A 17,536-nucleotide genomic window follows, 5' to 3' on the forward strand; every position below is an offset into this window, starting at 1 on the left:
CTATAACGGAATATTGCCGTGCTTTTTGGGCGGGTTAATGTCTTTTTTATTTTTTAACATCTCTAGAGAATCAATGATGCGTTTACGGGTCATTGCAGGCTCAATGACCTCGTCAATATAACCTAGTTCAGCAGCCACATAAGGGTTAGCAAACTGACTTTCATAGTTGTCAATGAGCCTTTTTCTTTCGGCCTCCACATCTTTAGCCGTGTTGATCTCGTTTCTAAAAATGATATTCACAGCGCCCTCCGCTCCCATCACGGCAATTTCGGCCGTGGGATAGGCGAGGTTGATATCGCCGCGGATATGCTTAGAAGACATCACATCATAGGCGCCGCCGTAGGCCTTGCGTGTGACGATTGTGATTTTTGGTACAGTGGCTTCAGCGTAGGCGTACAACAACTTAGCGCCATGGGTGATGATGCCGTTCCATTCCTGATCGGTGCCAGGTAAAAATCCTGGTACGTCTTCAAATGTAACTACAGGAATATTAAAAGCATCACAAAAGCGCACAAATCGAGCGCCCTTGATGCTGGCTTCAATGTTGAGGCAGCCAGCCAATACTTGCGGCTGGTTGGCGACAATGCCCACGCTTCGACCGTTAAAACGAGCAAAACCAATAATGATGTTTTGGGCATAGTGCTTTTGCACTTCCAAAAAGTAACCCTCATCAACCACTTTGCTAATCAGATCGTGCATGTCGTAAGGTTTTCTTGAGCTGTCAGGGATGAGGGAGTTAAGGGATTCCTCAATGCGGTCCGGTGGGTCCGAGCTCGGAATCACCGGAACATCATCCACATTGTTGCTGGGTAGGAAGCTCATTAGTTCTCGTATCATCAGCAGACAATGTCGGTCGTCTTCGGTGGCGAAGTGAGCCACTCCCGACTTAGCATTATGAGTGAGAGCACCGCCCAGCTCTTCTTTAGTCACTTCTTCATGGGTCACTGACTTAATTACATCGGGCCCAGTTACAAACATATAGCTGGTGTCTTTAACCATAAAAATAAAATCAGTAAGGCTTGGGCTGTAAACAGCGCCCCCTGCACATGGGCCCATGATAGCGCTGATTTGTGGCACCACACCCGACGAGGTGACATTGCGTAAAAAGATATCGGCATACCCCCCCAAAGATTCCACACCCTCTTGAATACGCGCTCCACCTGAGTCATTCAATCCGATAACCGGCGCGCCGTTTTTTAGGGCCATGTCCATAAGTTTACAAATTTTATTGGCTTGGGTGCGTGACATACTGCCGCCAAACACGGTGAAGTCTTGGCTATACACATAAACTAACTTGCCGTTAATTCTTCCATAGCCAGTGATAACGCCATCACCAGGAATTTTTTTATTGCCCATTCCAAAATTCTGACAGCGGTGGGTGACAAAACGATCTAGTTCCACAAAGCTGCCAGGATCTAGCAACACATCTAGTCGCTCACGAGCAGTGAGTCGGCCTCCCGCTTTTTGTTTTTCAACTCGATCTGCGCCACCACCTTCATAGACGGTCTCATTGCGTCGTTCAAAATCAATCAGTTTATCGGCGGTGGTTTTCAGAGTTTCAGTCTCACTCATTGCTTTTCTCCTAGAGGTGGGTCAGGGGTAGTTTCGTCCATAAAGTCTTGGAAATGGAATTGTCTCTCGAACATGGGACAAGCCACATATCCACGAAACCGTTCGCTCCAAACCAAGGCCAAAACCCGAGTGGGGGAAACTCCCATATCGTCTTAAATCCAAGAACCATTCAAAATCTTTTTGATTCAAACCATGCTCGGCAATTTTCTTTTCGAGCACATCAATGCGCTCTTCACGTTGGCCGCCGCCGATGATCTCGCCATAGCCTTCGGTGGCTAGAAGGTCACAACTTAAACTTAAGCTTGAATCTTCGGGATCCTCTTTCATGTAAAAGGCTTTGATCGCCGTTGGAAAGTGGTGCACAAAAACGGGCCGGTCGAACTTTGAACTAATGATGGTCTCATCTGTTCCGCCAAAGTCATCGCCAATGACGAAATCAGGATTTTCTTTTTTAATGATTTGAGCCGCTTCGTTATAGTGGACGCGCGGAAAGGGCGCCTTGATTTTTTCTAATGGCCCGAGGTCGCGTTCAAGTACCGCCAGTTCATCTTTTTTGTTTTTAATGGTCCGCTGGACGATATATTCTACAAATTGTTCAGCCAATTCCATGTTGTCATAAAGGTCGGCAAAAGCCACTTCTGGCTCCACCATCCAAAATTCAATGAGGTGTCGTCTGGTTTTAGATTTTTCTGCGCGAAAAGTGGGGCCAAAGCAATAAACCTTACCAAAGGCCGCAGAAGTGGCTTCCATATAAAGTTGTCCGCTTTGAGATAAAAAAGCCTTTTCGTCAAAATATTGGGTTTCAAATAAGGTGGAAGTGCCCTCACAAGAGCTGGGGGTAAAAATCGGCGCATCGGTCAGTGTGAAGCCGCGACCATCAAAAAAATCTCTAATAGCTGCCGATATTTCAGCGCGGACCCGCAAGATAGCGTGTTGTCGTTTTGATCTTAGCCATAAATGCCGATGGCTCATCAGAAAATCAACGCCATGTTCTTTTGGGCTAATGGGATACTCAGGTGAGGGGCCAATGATTTCAAGGCTCTCAGCGCCGAGTTCATATCCGCCGGGACTGCGCTTTTCTTCCCGAACAGTCCCAGTGACCCGCACGCTACATTCTTGAGAAAGCTCGGCAAATTTTTCGAAGGCTTCAGGGTCACATTCGCCACGAAAATAAACGCACTGACATAGTCCAGTACCGTCTCGTAACAATAAAAATTTAATCTTGCCCGAAGATCGGCTGTTGTAGACCCAACCCTTGAGTTCAACTTTTTGACCCACGTGTTTGCTTAAATCAGCTATATATTGATGCATTTTATTTTACCCATTCTTAATAAATCATTTTTCTAACATGCCCATATATAGATAATCACTTCAAAAAAGCCGTAATGGAGGGAAAAAACAGCGTTTTTGGGTATTCGCCGTTCAAAGAATTGTGCGCTGAAATAAAGCGCCGCATCAAAGCGGGGCTGTTAAGGCAAAAAGGATTCGGCGAGGGCTAAAGCTTCAGAAATATTGAGCGTGCCATGGGTTTGGTTGTGGTAATCGGGATCCATTTTGACAGAGGTCATCAAGATTTGTTTTACCTCTTTGGCCGAAAGGGAGGGTTTGAAGCTCCACAATAATGCTGCAGCGCCAGATACAAAAGGAGTAGCCATGCTCGTGCCGGTCAATGCCCGCACTCCTTGCTCGGGTACGGTGCTATAGATGGCAAAGCCAGGTGCAAAAAGGTGCACATTTCGGTCGCCATAATTGGAGTGGCGGGCCATGCCTCCGTATGAAGTGATGGATCCCACTGTGATTTGAGGCGCGAGATTGAACGAAGCGGGGTATTCTATATACTCGTCAATGTTTCTGCCCGGCTGGCCATTGCCCGCGGCGTTTATAAAAAGCACATCGTCGTTTTCAAGCTGACGAATTCTTTGCCCTAAAGTTGTTGAGCACGGTCCTCCGCCCCAACTGGCATTGATCACCTTGGCCCCCATTTTAACGGCATAATCGATAGCCAAGACCGCGTCAGCGGTGGTTCCGCCGGCAGGGCCAATAAAGTCGATGGGTAATAATGTGGCCTCTGGCGCCACACCCTGCACATGTTCAGTGGAAATTTCTGTATCGTTGTGGTGGGCCGCAATGATTCCCGCTACGTGAGTTCCGTGTGAGCTGGTGTCTTCGACTTCGCCGCTATCGCTGGTGAAATCATATCCAGCATAATCATCGATATATCCATTGTTATCGTCGTCAATCCCATTTTGCCTTTTATCAATCCCGTTGTCGTCTAAACCTGTTTCACCAGGATTAGAATAAATTTGGCCGGCCAGTTGATTGTGGGTTCTGTCGACTCCAGAATCTACGACAGCCACAATGACGCCTTCACCTTTGAAGCCACGTTTCCAAGCTTCACTGGCACCGGTGGTACGGGCTCCCCAGTTATCGATTTCTCCAGCGGTGAACGAATAGTCTTGTGTGTCTCCGGTTTCAATTTGTATCCGTTTGTGACTTTCAATATGCTCTATTCGATCTAGATTTGGACTTACAAAGTTATTAATAAACGACTGGCGATCTTCACCTTGCTCTACGGTAAGTTCTCCAGTTTTCCAAGAGACCAGATACTCATGTGGAATTGACTGTTCAAGGCAAGACTGAGATTCGAGGGGAAAGACTTCCTCGGTTTGGGTTTGTCCGCAGGCAGACAGAAAAATAATAACCGTAGCTATGAGAAAAAATTGAGATGTACGAGTGACTTCCATGCACCGACCGTCCTTTTAGAGAAGATCGGCAAATTGGGGGTTTGAGGTTAGAAAAACTAGACCATGATCGCGCGGGAATAGTCCTAGGCCTAGAGTTCAACAATGAGGCCCTTTAGAATGGTATTAAAGTCATTTTCTACGCGGCGGGCGACTTCTTTGACTTCATCATGGGTGATTTGTTGCTGACTTATTCCCGAGGCAAGATTTGTAATGCAACTTAAACCACAAATGCGCAATCCCGCATGGCGAGCCGCAATGGCTTCGGCCACAGTGCTCATTCCCACAGCTTGACCACCGATTTTTTGCAAATAACTCACCTCAGCGGGCGTTTCATAGGAGGGGCCCAAAACGCCACAGTACGTTCCTTCAAAGTATCGCAGACCATTGTTGCGCATAATTGTTGTCAGTTTTTCTGAAAGTTGTTTGTCGTAGACAGTGGACATGTCTGGAAAGCGTGGGCCAATGGCTTCAATGTTTGGGCCAAGAAGTGGGTTGGTTCCGGTGAGATTGATGTGATCCCTTATGATCATAAAATCGCCAGGCTGCATTTTAGGGTCGAGACCACCGGCGGCGTTAGTCAGAACTAGAATTTCAGCGCCCAGTTGTTTTAAAAGCCGGGTAGGGTACACCACTTGCCCGACGTCGTGTCCTTCATAGAGGTGAATTCGCCCCTGAAGAAGGGCAACAGGCACGCCGTTTAAGTGACCCAACACCATCTGTCCAGGGTGACCTTCCACGGTGGTCGGAAGCAGGTGAGGAATTTGAGAATAGGGAATTGCCGCTTCCACTTCAATGGTTTCTGCAAAAGCCGAAAGGCCCGATCCTAGTGTTACGGCCACTCTTGGACGAAAATTCACTTGTTCAAAGATGTACTCCGCAGATTTAGTTAACTGCTCAATTACGGTCATTGTTATACCCCCTGTTTATTGCAAAATATCAGATACAATTGGTGGAGCTGGCTCAGGCTTATCGCTCCAAATAATGCAGTCTTGCAGCTTTTTCATGGCCCCATTTATGTCGTCATTTTGGTTGGAGTGGACAAAAAATAAGGGAGTTCCTTTCTCTACTCTTTGGCCAATTCGGCTATTCACTTCGATACCTACTGCGGGGTCAATTTCGTCAGACGATTTGAGGCGGCCGGCCCCCAGTTGCACAGAAATATATCCAATGGATTCACAATCCATAGCTTTAATATACCCTTGCCGGGGGGCTTGAACTGGCCACTGGTGTTTGGCTTGTGGAAGTTGAATGGGCAAAGTAGCCCCTTGTCGTTGGCAAAGGGCTTCAAAAGCTTTAACTGCAAGGCCCGATTCTAATAATTCTGTACTTAAATTGTATCCCTCGACGGGTGAATCGCTGCGACCACCAAGGTAGAGGAGATGTCCCGACAATCTTAAACTAAGCTCCCGTGTGGTTTCGTAATAGTCTACACCATCGTGAACACATTGTTTGTTGGATAAAATATCCAGACACTCTTGGACTTCAAGAGAATTGCCAACAAATCGGCCAAGTGGCTGACTCATGTCACTCAGTACGGCTGTAACTCGAAGACCGTTTTTTTCGCCAGTCATTTTTAGAAGCTCGGCTAAGCTTCGAGCCTCATTTTTTGTTTTCATAAATGCGCCAGAGCCAAACTTAACGTCAAGTACCAAGCCGTTTAAGTCTTCCGCTAATTTTTTTGACATAATACTGGCACAGATTAATGGTAAGCTTTCCACCGTGGCCGTGACATCGCGAAGGGCATACAATTTTCGGTCAGCCGGGCAAAGTTCTTTTGTTTGTCCCATAATAGCTACGCGAAATTTATTTATATTTTTTTGAAACTGTTCAAGACTCATGTCTACTGAAAAACCGGGTATGCTGACCAGTTTATCAAGAGTTCCACCTGTGTGGCCAAGGCCTCGGCCGGCGACCATAGGCATGGCTAAGCCTTCAGCAGCCTCAATGATTCCAGCAATGATGAGTGAAGTTTTATCTCCGACCCCGCCGGTGCTGTGCTTATCGACTGTGGGCATTCCAAGTTGGGAAAAATCCATGGTCTTTCCAGAGTCTCGCATGATCCTGGTCAACCATGCGGTCTCAGAAAGATCCATGCCCTGAAAGCAAATGGCCATGGTTAACGCCGACATTTGATAGTCAGGAATGCTACCGGATGTGAAGCCATCAATCATGAAGCTAAGTTCATCATTTGAAAGAGACTGCCCTAAACGTTTTTTTTTGATGATTTGTGCAGGAATAAAGCTCATCAATAGTCTCCAGTAATTAGGGTTGTCGCTCCAACAATGGCGACGCTGTTGCTGGTGCCAAGTCGCGTGGCCCCAGCAGCAATCATAGCCGTAGCGGTGGCCAAGTCGCGAATTCCGCCACTGGCCTTGACCCCCATTTCAGGCCCAACGATAGTTCGCAAAAGGCGAATATCCTCCACGGTTGCGCCAGCGGGGCCATGAGCCGGGCGTGCAAATCCAGTTGATGTTTTGACGTACTGGGCACCAGCTTCTTTTGCCAGTTCACAGGCAAGGATCTTTTCTTGCTCGTTGAGTAGGGCTGTTTCTAAAATAACCTTCACCGGGCAACCTCTGGCTGCTGTGACGACGCCCTTTATATCCTCAAGAATAACGGAATCACGCTTATCTTTTAGAGCAGAAATATTGATCACCATATCCACTTCATTGGCGCCAGCGGCAAGGGCCTGCTCACATTCGGTGGCCTTTGTGGAGGTCAAATTTGCGCCCAGCGGAAAGCCGATGACGGTGCAAATCTTCACAGCACTTCCGCTAAGTTCAATCTTTGCCTGATCTATAAAAAAAGGATGAATGCACACAGAAAAAAAACCGTACTCCTTGGCTTCCGCGCACAACTTCTGGATTTCTTGGCTGGTGCAGTCAGCCCGTAGCAAAGTGTGATCAATTAATTGAGCCACCGAGCTTTGGTTTTGCAACATGTCATTAATCCTTGTTGGCCATGGGCTAATATCATTAGGTAATATATGATAATTTTAATCGCCCATGATCTTTGCAGCGAGGATTGCACTATGGCAAGGAATATAAAATCTCGGACATTAATATCAACAATACTTATAGCTATGTTGATATTTTCTGAAACCGCTTTAGCTCAGGCCAATCGGTCTGATGTTAAACCCTCTGGACCGCGCCAACAATTGGCAGTCATTATATTTTCTGGTCTTGGTGGGGCGGTTTTGGGATTAAGCACTTTGAGTTTCTACGGTCGGCCACAAGATCATCTTAACAACATTGCTATAGGTTTCGCTGTGGGCGTGATTGGTGGCACCATCTTTACCACCTACAGAACTGCGACACGGCCTTACTATGATTCTTATCGCACACCAAGTAGCTATGGATTTTGGCGAGACCTGCCCTCAAACAAAGAGGACTTGTCAAAAAGCCTGAGCCAAACTCTGCCGATGACGTTGTCTTATAACTGGACGTTTTAGCGAATAACATGTTTTGCCCGTAAAAAATCAATTGGGCACTGGCGCCAATCAACCGGCTTTTTTCTTGCCGAAACCCAGGTTTTTTAGCATGGAATTTCGATCAGCCGATGCGGAAACCGCACCAGGCAATGCAGACGTAGACGTGATCTTAAGTCCGCTTTCCTCATTGGGTTTTGGGCGTTGACTTGGACCTTGGGGCTTGGGTCCAGCTTTGTGTGCAGGCTTCTCAGCCCCCGTTCCATGGCCACCTTCGGCGTCTTCTTGTTTTGTTGTCAGTGAAGTTCCCAAAAAGTTATCCATGGCCTCTTTGGTGAGCTTACCTTCATCAACTAATCTTTTGAGTGCCGTCTGGAAGGTCTGCATGCCAGAAGCCGCACTGGTCTGCATAACCGACGGAATTTGAAAGGTTTTACCCTCACGAATCAGGTTGGCCACCGCAAAAGTATTTATCAAGATCTCAAGGGCAGCCACCCGACCGGGTTTGTCGGCTCGGGGGAACAGCGTTTGTGCGACCACGCCACGTAAACTTTCTGCCAGCATCACTCGCACCTGTGCCTGTTGGGCTTGCGGAAATGCATCGATAATACGATCGACAGTTTTAGCTGCACTATTTGTGTGAAGTGTTCCGAACACAAGGTGTCCTGTTTCTGCGGCCGTCATAGCTAAATGAATGGTTTCAAGGTCTCGAAGCTCACCCACAAGAATAATATCGGGATCTTCCCGCAGGGCCGCTTTCAGGGCGTTTGCAAAAGATTTTGTGTGACTGCTCACTTCCCGTTGATTCACCAAACTTTGGATGTTGGGGTGCACAAATTCAATGGGATCTTCAATGGTCATAATGTGTTCTTTGCGGGTGAGATTAATTTCATTGATGAGAGCCGCTAGCGTAGTTGATTTACCAGAGCCTGTGGGGCCAGTGACTAAGATGAGGCCCCGCGGAACATCAATTAGACGCAATAGCGTTTCAGGAAGACCAAGATCGGTGGCCGATTTGATATCTTCAGGAATCACACGAAAAACAGCGCCAAGTCCACGTCGTTGCATAAACACATTCACCCGAAAACGGCCAAGACCATTGATCGCATAGCTGCAATCTAACTCCCATTTTTCAATGAAGTTCTTTTTTTGTTTGTCGGTGAGAATTTCAAAGACCAGCTTTTGTACCTGTTCATTCGAGAGCTGAGGGTGATCAAGTTGCATCATCGAACCATGGATTCGCAAATAGGGTCGGGCTCCAGAGCTTAGGTGCATATCCGAAGCATTTTGCGCAACCATGATTTTAAACAGTTCATCAATTTCAGCCATGTCTTTGTCCTACCGGTTAGGGTCAAAAGCGCTAAGAACCACAGGCTTAGCTTGCTACTCTATCGGTGATTGAGCCCCTAAAGTTGAGTCCGGACGGAGAAAAAGTGCGGCTAAATTTCACAAGGACACATTGCGTAATTAAAGACAGTGTCTGGCCCTATGTAGGGCCATCGGGTACTTTAGGCTTCCACTTTTTGGAACGGGAGAACACTGTTGTCTACTGAAATCTTGATAAACGTACGTCCCAATCAGACGCGGGTGGCTTATGTCGAGGAGCGCACCTTAGTAGACTTCAAAGTGGAGAGAAAAACTCAACCCACCTTAGTGGGCTCCATCTACAAAGGCCGAGTCGTAAGGGTGTTACCGGGCATGCAGGCGGCCTTTGTGGACATAGGTCTGGATCGGGCCGCATTTTTGTATGTGGGAGACGTCAGAAGTGACAATGAGGCGCAAAAACATCTGGTCATGATGGAAGAAGAAGACCAGGAAAAAACCGAAGAGCCAATAGTTCTCGATCCCAGTGCTACGCAAGCCCCAGAGGCCGTCGCTGAAACACACATGCCGTTGATTCAAGACCTCCTTAAAGAGGGGCAAACTTTGATGGTTCAGGTGGCCAAGGATCCATTGGGAACAAAAGGCGCTAGAATAACCACTCATGTATCCTTGCCCGGCCGGCACCTCGTATATATGCCGACCCTATTGCATCTTGGAATTTCCCGGAGAATTGAAGACGAACAAGAACGTGAGCGACTAAGAAAACTGATTGAAAAAGCTAAGCCCAAAGGTGGTGTTATTGTCCGCACGGCAGGTGAAGGAGCCACTGCAGAATCATTGCAGTCCGATTTGGATTTTCTCCACTTGGTATGGAAGGGAATTCAACAGTCCTACAATAAGAGAAAAACTTTGGGACTCATTCATAGCGAGCTCGACGTTGAGTTAAGAGCTCTTCGGGATATGCTCAACGAATCCGTGGATCACGTGATTGTGGATGATCCTAAGGTGTATCGGAGCGTTCAAGGGTTTGTATCGCAGTTTATGCCGAATTTTAAAAAGAAAGTGCGTCTCTATAGGGATCCCGCGCCGCTCTTTGATATGTATGATATCGATCTCGAAGTTTCTCGCTCGATAGGGCGTCGAATTTGGTTAAAAAGCGGAGGATATTTAGTCATCGATGAGGCTGAGGCCCTGGTGGTGATTGATGTCAATACGGGCCGATATGTGGGTAAAAAAGATTTAGAAGACACTATTGTTACGACCAACGTAGAAGCCGCAAAAGAAGTGTGCCACCAGTTGAGAATTCGAAACTGCGGGGGAATTATCATTATTGATTTTATCGATATGCAAAAAGAAGTTCACCGGGAAAAGGTGTTAAGCGTATTGCGAGAAGAACTTGTAAATGACCGAGCCCGCACAGAAGTGGTGAACATGTCGGCATTGGGCCTTGTGGAAATGACCCGAAAGCGCATTCGTCCCAGCCTAGTCTCTCTTTTGTGTGATCCATGCCCTTATTGTGAAGGTAAGGGCTACATTAAGAAAAAGCCGACCATAGCCGATGAAATATTCAGAACTCTCGAGCGCGAAGAAGCCGTGCAAGCGGCCACGGGACCTTTAGTTGTAGGCTGTCATGCAGAAGTGGCCGACTGGGTGTATGAGGAGGAGCCGGCGAGCCTCGAGGAATTGGAGAAAAAGTTGGGACGGCCAGTGGCTTTTAAGGTTGAGCCGGGATTCCATCTGGAGCAATTTGAGCTAAAGTCATCAGAATGACGAAACATTGGCAAATTAAGGCCAGAAAAGGCCTGTGAGGCCATGAAATTAATGCAGTCACGGTATTCTATGCGCTGCGTTTGCATTGACAGGAGCTATTGCAGCGTGGCAGATATGACGGCCTTAGACGTGTGATCTTGGAGGTTTTTAGAATGTACGCCATTATTCGTACCGGCGGAAAGCAGTATCGGGTTAAAGCGGGCGATGTAGTTCGTGTTGAAAAGTTGCCGAAAGAGCTGGGTTCAGAGTTCGATCTAGATGAAATTTTAGTGGTTGGTGGGGACAAAACTTATGTTGGTCAACCCACGGTAACAGATGCCAAGGTGCGAGTGGTTGTAACCCAACAAGCCAAGGCTCCAAAAATCATCATTTTCAAAAAGAAGCGTCGACAAGGGTATCGCAAGATGCAGGGACATCGACAGCTTTATACAGAGCTTTTCATTAAGTCGATCACAAGCCCCGAAGGTCAAGTGAGCGAGGCGGGTTCCACAGCCAAAGTATATGATCCAGCGGCAAAACAGGCCCGTGACAACATGAAAGCAGAATCTAAGAAGGCAGAAAAAGCAGCGAGCCCCAAAAAGGTAGCAACGAAAAAAACAGCTACTAAAAAGAAAACGGCTAAGAAAGCAGCTAGCAAGACGAAAAAGAAAACTGCCGCAAAGAAAAAGGTAGCGAAGAAGAAGACGGCCAAAAAAGTGGCTAAGAAGAAGACAAGCAAATAATCGATTGAATTGAGAGGTTGTCATGGCATCGAAAAAAGCAGCGGGTAGTACGAAAAACGGTCGCGATAGTAAGAGTAAGCGCCTAGGCGTGAAGCGATTTGGTGGACAAGCTGTGCGCTCAGGAACCATCATCGTACGACAACGAGGCACGAAATTTCACCTTGGAAACAATGTAAAAATAGGTCGCGACCATACTATTTATTCAGTGATTGATGGTCGAGTGAAGTTTGAACGGGTAGACAAACGTAAGTTTCGCGTAAGTGTTTATCCGGAACAAGCTGTCGCTTAACGCCTAGTAGAGATCTCAGGGCGCCCTTTCGGGCGACCCTTCAAAATGAAATTTATAGACGAAGTAAAAATATTAGTGGCTTCTGGAAAAGGTGGGCCGGGTTGTGTGTCGTTCCGCAAGGAAGCCCTTGCGCCTCGTGGCGGTCCGGATGGGGGAGATGGGGGGCGCGGAGGTGATGTGATCTTCCGGGTGGACTCTCGACTGCACTCATTGTTGGACCTGCGTATTAAGCGAAAATATCAAGCCGGTAATGGTCGTCCCGGAATGGGGAGAAATTGCGATGGTCCTGACGGGGAAGACCTTATTATTAAGGTGCCGCCAGGCACAGTGGTTAAAGGTCCCGATGGAGACATACTTGTCGACCTCAGCGAGGAAGGTGACAGTATTTTTTTAAAAGGCGGCCTCGGCGGGCGTGGAAATACCTTTTATAAATCCAGTGTGAATCAAGCTCCCGGAGTTGCGCAAAAAGGTTTGCCCGGCGAAGAACGAGAGCTGCATCTAGAGTTGAAACTGTTGGCCGATGTGGGAATTATTGGATATCCCAACGCCGGAAAGTCCACACTCATTTCAAGAATCTCGGCAGCAAAACCCAAGGTGGCAGATTATCCGTTTACCACTCTGGTACCCAACCTCGGCGTGGTTAAGGTCGCTGAAGGCCGCAGTTTTGTTGTAGCTGATATACCGGGACTGATTCCAGGGGCTCACGAGGGCGTTGGCCTGGGTATTCAGTTTTTGCGGCACATTGAACGAACTCGTTTATTCTTGCACGTCATTGATGCCAGCGGATTTTCAGGTCGCGATCCTTATCAAGATTATTTCGATATCAATGCAGAATTGAAAGCCTACGATGAGATTCACGAGAGTGATCCGGCTTATAAGCCTCTTTATAAGAGAGAGCAGATCGTGGTGCTAAATAAGATTGATGCTGTTGATGCTAGCGTGTTGGCTGAGGTAGAGGGAAAATTTGCAACATATGGCGTACGGGTTCGGCCCATTTCGGCGGTGGCAGGAACTAACATAGAAGGTCTAGTCTATCAGTTGGGAGAAAAAGTGTTTGAGGGATCAGATGACAAATAAGGTTTTGCAACGAATAGGCCTTTTTGGTGGCACTTTTAACCCTCTACACAATGGACACGTTAACAGTATTGAAACGGTTTATGAAAAACTGAACCTCGATCACCTCTACGTCATTCCCGCGAGCCAAAGCCCATTGGGCGACAAAGTCGAGGGGCCGTCCCCGCTTCAGCGATTTGAGATGGTCAAGGTGGCATTTGAGAATAGCCCCATAAATCTCAGAGTTGAAGGTATTGAGATTGAACGCGGCGGGATCAGCTACACTATTGATACTGTAAAGTATTTTAAGGAAAAGCTTCCTGGAGCTGAGCTATATTTGATAGTGGGGTTAGATCAGTTTGAACACTTCGACCAGTGGTTTCAGTATGAGGAGCTTCTGGAAGAGGTGAACTTAGTTGTAGCCAGTCGGCCAGGGGCGGAGTTTCCCCAAGAGATCTCTGAGTATCCCAAGGGGCTTCAGGGCTTGGTGATGAGTCAAGAGGGATTAGAAGTCCCTTTGGCCACAGACAGGAGGATTATTTTTGTGCAGCTAGAAGATTTGGATGTTTCCGCCACTGAAATTCGTAAAAGCCTTCGATCGGGAGCGCGACAGGATCTGCCGATTCCTGAGCCTGTTCAACAATATATTGAGTCCAATCATCTTTATGAACCACTATCAAAAAAAATTGATGACTTTGAGCGCTTCACTAAAGTGTGCGCAGAGATTCTCTTTGAGAAAAACGCTAGAGGTGTTCTAGCTTTTGACGTGAGAAATCTGGTACAACCTTCCGAATTTACCATCGTGGCATCCGGGGCCAGCACCAGAAATACGTCGGCACTTGCGGAACACGTGGTCAGACAGGTGAAGACTCGATATGGTATCTTTCCACAGTCAATAGAGGGCCTAAAAGAAGGGCGATGGGTGGTTCTCGATTATGGGTCTTTGATAGTTCATTTGTTTTACGATTATGTAAGACAAGAGTATCGTCTTGAAGATTTGTGGCGAGAAGGCCGAGATATGAAGGTCAGCCAACCTGAGAATCGGGTTTTGTGAAGTTTCAATTTGTGACTCTCAAGAGCAGCCGAAATAAGTGGGCCGAAACGGCTGTTGCAGAATATGTTGATAAAATAGGCCACTTCGTTCCCATTGAATTGCATGAAATTAAATCCAAAAGTCTTTCGCGAGACAGCCAAGAAATAAAAAAGTCTCTGGAGGGTGAGGCTTTGCTGAGCCATCTCTTGGCCTCGGACTACGTGGTGATTTTCACTGAAGATGGCCACCTTGCCAAAGACTCAATTAAATTCTCTGAACGCGTGGTTCAAATTGTTGAAAGCGGCAAGTCACGGGCCGTCTTTATAGTAGGTGGCCCGTATGGGTTTTCTAAAGAGGTAAGGGCTAGGGCCAATTTGATGTTGAGCCTATCTTCCCTCACTATGAATCATTTTGTGGCTCAAATAGTGGCTCTCGAACAAATTTATCGCGCGCTGACTATTTGGAAAAATCGATCCTATCACAATGTTTAAGGCCATATTATTGAGGTGACCTACAGCTGGGATGAAGATGTTGCCTCATTTATGGCCGCCTTTATAACATAGCCCCGTTAGCGCCAACGGGAACTCATGGCGTGAGGCCTCTGGTATCGTTATTGCTCTCTAAATGGAGCATGTGCAGTGATCAAATTAATACCTCTCCATGTCCGAGCGTGTCCGGATACCAGAGAGCTATTCGGATCTTTGATGAGTGGATGCGCTCGTGTGCTCAATGTGGTCGGTTCTGGGGTGCTACGGATTTATTTTGCTGTGACTGTTGGGTCAAATTAGAAGGTCGATTGACCCGGGAAACTCAGGCCCTCTTCGCACCACCGGATTTAAATTGTCACAGACTACTTCTGTGGGTGCCCGGGGAGCTAGGGGTAGTGGGAAATCTAATTTATGCGCTTAAGGGTGGAGGGTTGGAGAGGGCGAATGCTCGTCTTGCCGAGCTTTTAAGTTGGCGCCTCAGTCAAGAAAACCCGGACCTACACAGGAAACAATTGGTCTTCGTCCCGTCACCCCCTCAAAAACGAGGAGAAAAAGATCACGCCTACAGCTTGGCTCGGGAACTCTCCCGGATTTGGGGGCAGCCCCTTTGGCCCGGTCTCATGCGGGTTTCGTCCTCTGGTCCTCAAAAAAAAGCTTCTCGTGTTCACAGGCAGAGAACGAAAATCGCCAGTGGCCTAGAAAGTGGCCAATCAGAGCTCTACAGGCTCAATCCGGATCAAATAATCTTTGTGGATGATGTATTGACCACGGGGAGCACCGCCCTGGCGGCTCAAAAGGTGCTGCCACCGGAAATTCCTTTTAGTGCCTGGGTCCTGGCAGAGCGTTCTCGCTTGCGGGTGTAGGCGCATTTTGCTACAACGCAACATATGATTTTAAGCCCACAGATTTGCCTATTTTTGACAGTTATTTCATTGAGTTCGTGTGCCTCGGCCACATTAAAAGAGGTCGAGGAAATACCACCCCCACTTGGTGCGAAAAAAGAGATCGTACCGACCAACGAGAAAGCTCCCGCGGAGGATGCTGCCGTCATGCCAGAAAGTGGGTTGCTACAGATCAAATCGGTTTTGGCCAAATACCACCAATCCAAATCTGTACAGATGGAGTTAAAAAAGCGGGTGTTTATGGCTCTCCTTGAGCGAGAAAATATTAGCGAGGGCCAGCTATCGTTTTCAAAGGGGCAGTTGCGTTTGAGAATTGATAAACCCCATCCATCAGAAGTTATCGTTGATAACAATAATATTTGGCTGGTTGACCAATTGCCAGAGGGTTCAAAGCCACCTATTCAAGTGGCCCGAGTGCGGGTGGATAAATTAAGTCCCCAGTCGCGAGCTAAATCACCACTAGCATTTATTTTTAGAGACTTAAAAGTATGGGATGAATTTAAGTTGGTGGGTGAAAAAGTGGCCGATGAAAAGATCACCTATTCGCTGAAGCCAATCCATCCAAAAGAATGGAGAAATGTGGCAAAACTGGCCATTCGATTGGATCAAAAGGGCAAGCAGGTATTAGCAGTGAGCTATTGGGATGATTTAGAAAATGAAACAAGTTGGGTGTTTCGAAAGGTGGATTTCGATGTGCCAGTGTCAAAAGATTTTTTTAAATACAGTCCACCAAAAGACATAACAATTATGGAGTATTAGTTCGTGGCTAAAACAGTTCACTTTGTAAGCTTAGGGTGTCCAAAAAATCTCGTTGATACTGAAATCATGCTAGGATCGTTGGCCAACGATGGATATCGGGTGGTGGAAAATCCCGAAGAAGCAGAAACGGTTATTGTAAATACCTGCGGGTTTATTGAAGACTCTAAAAGGGAATCCATTTCAAAAGTATTAGAGTTGAGTGAACTAAAAGGTGAAGGTCATCTAAAGAACCTCATTGTGGCGGGCTGTTTGGCTCAGCGATATCAAAAAGACCTGGTAGAGGGTCTACCTGAGGCCGACATATTTATTGGCTCTGGTGAATTTCAAAATATCAGTGCGATTTTGAAAGATAGGTCAAAAGGTGTAGAGTCTAAACAGTATTTTAACCGCCCCACATATCTCCAAGAAGATTCAACGCCTCGAATGAACTCCCAACCTCGTCACCGAGCTTATTTAAAGATCTCCGAGGGCTGCAAAAAGCGATGTGCATTTTGCGCCATTCCTCTGATACGAGGGAATTTGCAGTCGAGAACCGTAAAAAATAATCTAAGCGAAGCGAAGCTTTTGGTTGCAGGAGGCGTTAAAGAGCTCATAGTGATATCTCACGATTTTACTGATTATGGATGGGATCTTAGAAAAAAATCACAAACCGCCGAAAAAGAGTCCCCCCTTCAACTTTTGCGGGAATTGTCAGATGAGTCGGGTGCCCAATGGATTCGCGTGTTGTATCTTTACCCCGATGGAATCAACGAGGAATTGGTTAATCTTGTGCAAGCTCGAGATAATCTCTGCAATTATTTTGATATGCCTTTGCAGCATATCAATAATGAAATGTTGAAAAGCATGAACAGGCGAATGACGCGCGAGCAAGTGGAAGAAGCTATTTCGCTAATTCGCAAGAAAATACCGGATGCTGTTATTCGAACGCAGTTTATTGTGGGGTTTCCAGGTGAAACAGAAGAGCAGTTTCAGGAGCTTCTGGAGTTTGTGAAAGAGGCGGAATTTGATCGAGTAGGGTGTTTTAAGTTTTCACCTGAAGAAAATACGAAAGCCGCTGATATGGCTGACCAGGTTGACGAAGCGACTAAGCAACGGCGCCACGATGAACTGATGGCTTTGCAGCAACAGATTAGCCGTCAGAAACATCAAGATTTGGTGGGCAAAATTCTGCCGGTGATGGTTGAGGGATACAGCGACGAGACAGATCTGTTGCTGCAAGGACGAACTTCGCAACAGGCTCCAGATATCGACGGCGTCACCTATATCAATGACGGCACGGCGGATGTGGGAGATATAGTGATGGTTGAGATCACCGAGGCCCACGACTACGATCTTGTGGGGCGAATTGTTACCCCCAATTAGGTGTAAGCGTCTGCCCTATCTCGTGGCTGGTGGCCCAGATGGCCCTCAGGTTCGTTGGATCTGAGGCACAATCACACGGCAATTTCTACACG

17 protein-coding genes are annotated in these 17,536 nt (G+C 47.1%); 10 read left to right on the top strand and 7 right to left on the bottom strand.

Going from position 1 to position 17,536, the window contains the following annotated elements; all coding sequences use genetic code 11:
- The 6 genes from H6626_11890 to deoC form a co-directional block, all read right to left on the bottom strand.
- A complete protein-coding gene (locus tag H6626_11890) occupies window positions 1-1,572 on the bottom strand; it encodes an acyl-CoA carboxylase subunit beta (GenBank protein USN46889.1) in 1,572 nt (523 codons plus the stop codon).
- A gap of 21 nt (window positions 1,573-1,593) precedes the next feature.
- Window positions 1,594-2,883, bottom strand: a complete 1,290-nt coding sequence (gene asnS / locus H6626_11895; protein USN46890.1) for an asparagine--tRNA ligase — start codon at window positions 2,881-2,883, stop codon at window positions 1,594-1,596.
- Window positions 2,884-3,041: 158 nt separating this feature from the next.
- Window positions 3,042-4,316, bottom strand: coding sequence for a S8 family serine peptidase (locus H6626_11900; protein ID USN46891.1), 1,275 nt, complete (start codon window positions 4,314-4,316; stop codon window positions 3,042-3,044).
- A gap of 89 nt (window positions 4,317-4,405) precedes the next feature.
- On the bottom strand, window positions 4,406-5,224 hold the full coding sequence (locus H6626_11905; GenBank protein ID USN46892.1) for a purine-nucleoside phosphorylase: 819 nt from the start codon (window positions 5,222-5,224) through the stop codon (window positions 4,406-4,408).
- Window positions 5,225-5,239: 15 nt separating this feature from the next.
- Window positions 5,240-6,562: a thymidine phosphorylase gene (locus H6626_11910; GenBank protein ID USN46893.1), complete on the bottom strand. Its 1,323-nt coding sequence runs from the start codon at window positions 6,560-6,562 to the stop codon at window positions 5,240-5,242.
- The gene (gene deoC / locus H6626_11915; GenBank protein ID USN46894.1) at window positions 6,562-7,257 is read right to left on the bottom strand and encodes a deoxyribose-phosphate aldolase; all 696 of its coding nucleotides are present in this window, start codon (window positions 7,255-7,257) and stop codon (window positions 6,562-6,564) included. The genes H6626_11910 and deoC overlap by 1 nt, the downstream gene beginning before the upstream one ends.
- A gap of 90 nt (window positions 7,258-7,347) precedes the next feature.
- Here deoC and H6626_11920 point away from each other — a divergent pair, with 90 nt between their 5' ends.
- Window positions 7,348-7,767, top strand: coding sequence for a hypothetical protein (locus H6626_11920; protein USN46895.1), 420 nt, complete (start codon window positions 7,348-7,350; stop codon window positions 7,765-7,767).
- Window positions 7,768-7,815: 48 nt separating this feature from the next.
- Here H6626_11920 and H6626_11925 read toward each other — a convergent pair whose 3' ends face one another.
- Window positions 7,816-9,072: a type IV pilus twitching motility protein PilT gene (locus H6626_11925; GenBank protein ID USN46896.1), complete on the bottom strand. Its 1,257-nt coding sequence runs from the start codon at window positions 9,070-9,072 to the stop codon at window positions 7,816-7,818.
- 213 nt (window positions 9,073-9,285) lie between these two features.
- On the opposite strand from H6626_11925, the gene H6626_11930 reads away from it, so the two are divergent.
- From H6626_11930 to rimO, 9 genes are all read left to right on the top strand, one after another.
- Entirely contained in the window at window positions 9,286-10,836 is a 1,551-nt protein-coding gene (locus H6626_11930; protein USN46897.1) for an Rne/Rng family ribonuclease, read from the top strand.
- 152 nt (window positions 10,837-10,988) lie between these two features.
- The gene (gene rplU / locus H6626_11935; protein USN46898.1) at window positions 10,989-11,558 is read left to right on the top strand and encodes a 50S ribosomal protein L21; all 570 of its coding nucleotides are present in this window, start codon (window positions 10,989-10,991) and stop codon (window positions 11,556-11,558) included.
- A 22-nt stretch (window positions 11,559-11,580) separates the two neighbouring features.
- Window positions 11,581-11,847 carry a 50S ribosomal protein L27 gene (gene rpmA / locus H6626_11940; GenBank protein ID USN46899.1) on the top strand — a complete coding sequence of 89 codons (267 nt, stop codon included), beginning with the start codon at window positions 11,581-11,583 and terminating at the stop codon, window positions 11,845-11,847.
- A 45-nt stretch (window positions 11,848-11,892) separates the two neighbouring features.
- Entirely contained in the window at window positions 11,893-12,924 is a 1,032-nt protein-coding gene (gene obgE / locus H6626_11945; GenBank protein ID USN46900.1) for a GTPase ObgE, read from the top strand.
- The gene (nadD, locus tag H6626_11950) at window positions 12,914-13,954 is read left to right on the top strand and encodes a nicotinate (nicotinamide) nucleotide adenylyltransferase (protein USN46901.1); all 1,041 of its coding nucleotides are present in this window, start codon (window positions 12,914-12,916) and stop codon (window positions 13,952-13,954) included. The genes obgE and nadD overlap by 11 nt, the downstream gene beginning before the upstream one ends.
- Window positions 13,951-14,424: a 23S rRNA (pseudouridine(1915)-N(3))-methyltransferase RlmH gene (locus H6626_11955; GenBank protein ID USN46902.1), complete on the top strand. Its 474-nt coding sequence runs from the start codon at window positions 13,951-13,953 to the stop codon at window positions 14,422-14,424. The genes nadD and H6626_11955 overlap by 4 nt, the downstream gene beginning before the upstream one ends.
- A gap of 392 nt (window positions 14,425-14,816) precedes the next feature.
- The gene (locus H6626_11960) at window positions 14,817-15,284 is read left to right on the top strand and encodes a hypothetical protein (GenBank protein USN46903.1); all 468 of its coding nucleotides are present in this window, start codon (window positions 14,817-14,819) and stop codon (window positions 15,282-15,284) included.
- A 24-nt stretch (window positions 15,285-15,308) separates the two neighbouring features.
- Window positions 15,309-16,082 (top strand): outer membrane lipoprotein carrier protein LolA, encoded by a 774-nt coding sequence (locus tag H6626_11965; protein USN46904.1) that lies wholly within the window; start codon window positions 15,309-15,311, stop codon window positions 16,080-16,082.
- A gap of 3 nt (window positions 16,083-16,085) precedes the next feature.
- Complete coding sequence (rimO, locus tag H6626_11970) at window positions 16,086-17,444, top strand: 30S ribosomal protein S12 methylthiotransferase RimO (GenBank protein USN46905.1); 1,359 nt, start codon at window positions 16,086-16,088, stop codon at window positions 17,442-17,444.
- Window positions 17,445-17,536 lie beyond the last annotated feature (92 nt).

The organism is Pseudobdellovibrionaceae bacterium, from assembly GCA_023898385.1.
Classification (GTDB): Bacteria; Bdellovibrionota; Bdellovibrionia; order Bdellovibrionales; family UBA1609.

Bases quoted from the DNA above. Each gene is read 5' to 3' on its own strand.
- H6626_11890 (USN46889.1), bottom strand. From the start codon at position 1,572: ATGAGTGAGACTGAAACTCTGAAAACCACCGCCGATAAACTGATTGAT.
- asnS (USN46890.1), bottom strand. From the start codon at position 2,883: ATGCATCAATATATAGCTGATTTAAGCAAACACGTGGGTCAAAAAGTT.
- H6626_11900 (USN46891.1), bottom strand. From the start codon at position 4,316: ATGGAAGTCACTCGTACATCTCAATTTTTTCTCATAGCTACGGTTATT.
- H6626_11905 (USN46892.1), bottom strand. From the start codon at position 5,224: ATGACCGTAATTGAGCAGTTAACTAAATCTGCGGAGTACATCTTTGAA.
- H6626_11910 (USN46893.1), bottom strand. From the start codon at position 6,562: ATGAGCTTTATTCCTGCACAAATCATCAAAAAAAAACGTTTAGGGCAG.
- deoC (USN46894.1), bottom strand. From the start codon at position 7,257: ATGTTGCAAAACCAAAGCTCGGTGGCTCAATTAATTGATCACACTTTG.
- H6626_11920 (USN46895.1), top strand. From the start codon at position 7,348: ATGGCAAGGAATATAAAATCTCGGACATTAATATCAACAATACTTATA.
- H6626_11925 (USN46896.1), bottom strand. From the start codon at position 9,072: ATGGCTGAAATTGATGAACTGTTTAAAATCATGGTTGCGCAAAATGCT.
- rplU (USN46898.1), top strand. From the start codon at position 10,989: ATGTACGCCATTATTCGTACCGGCGGAAAGCAGTATCGGGTTAAAGCG.
- rpmA (USN46899.1), top strand. From the start codon at position 11,581: ATGGCATCGAAAAAAGCAGCGGGTAGTACGAAAAACGGTCGCGATAGT.
- obgE (USN46900.1), top strand. From the start codon at position 11,893: ATGAAATTTATAGACGAAGTAAAAATATTAGTGGCTTCTGGAAAAGGT.
- nadD (USN46901.1), top strand. From the start codon at position 12,914: ATGACAAATAAGGTTTTGCAACGAATAGGCCTTTTTGGTGGCACTTTT.
- H6626_11965 (USN46904.1), top strand. From the start codon at position 15,309: ATGATTTTAAGCCCACAGATTTGCCTATTTTTGACAGTTATTTCATTG.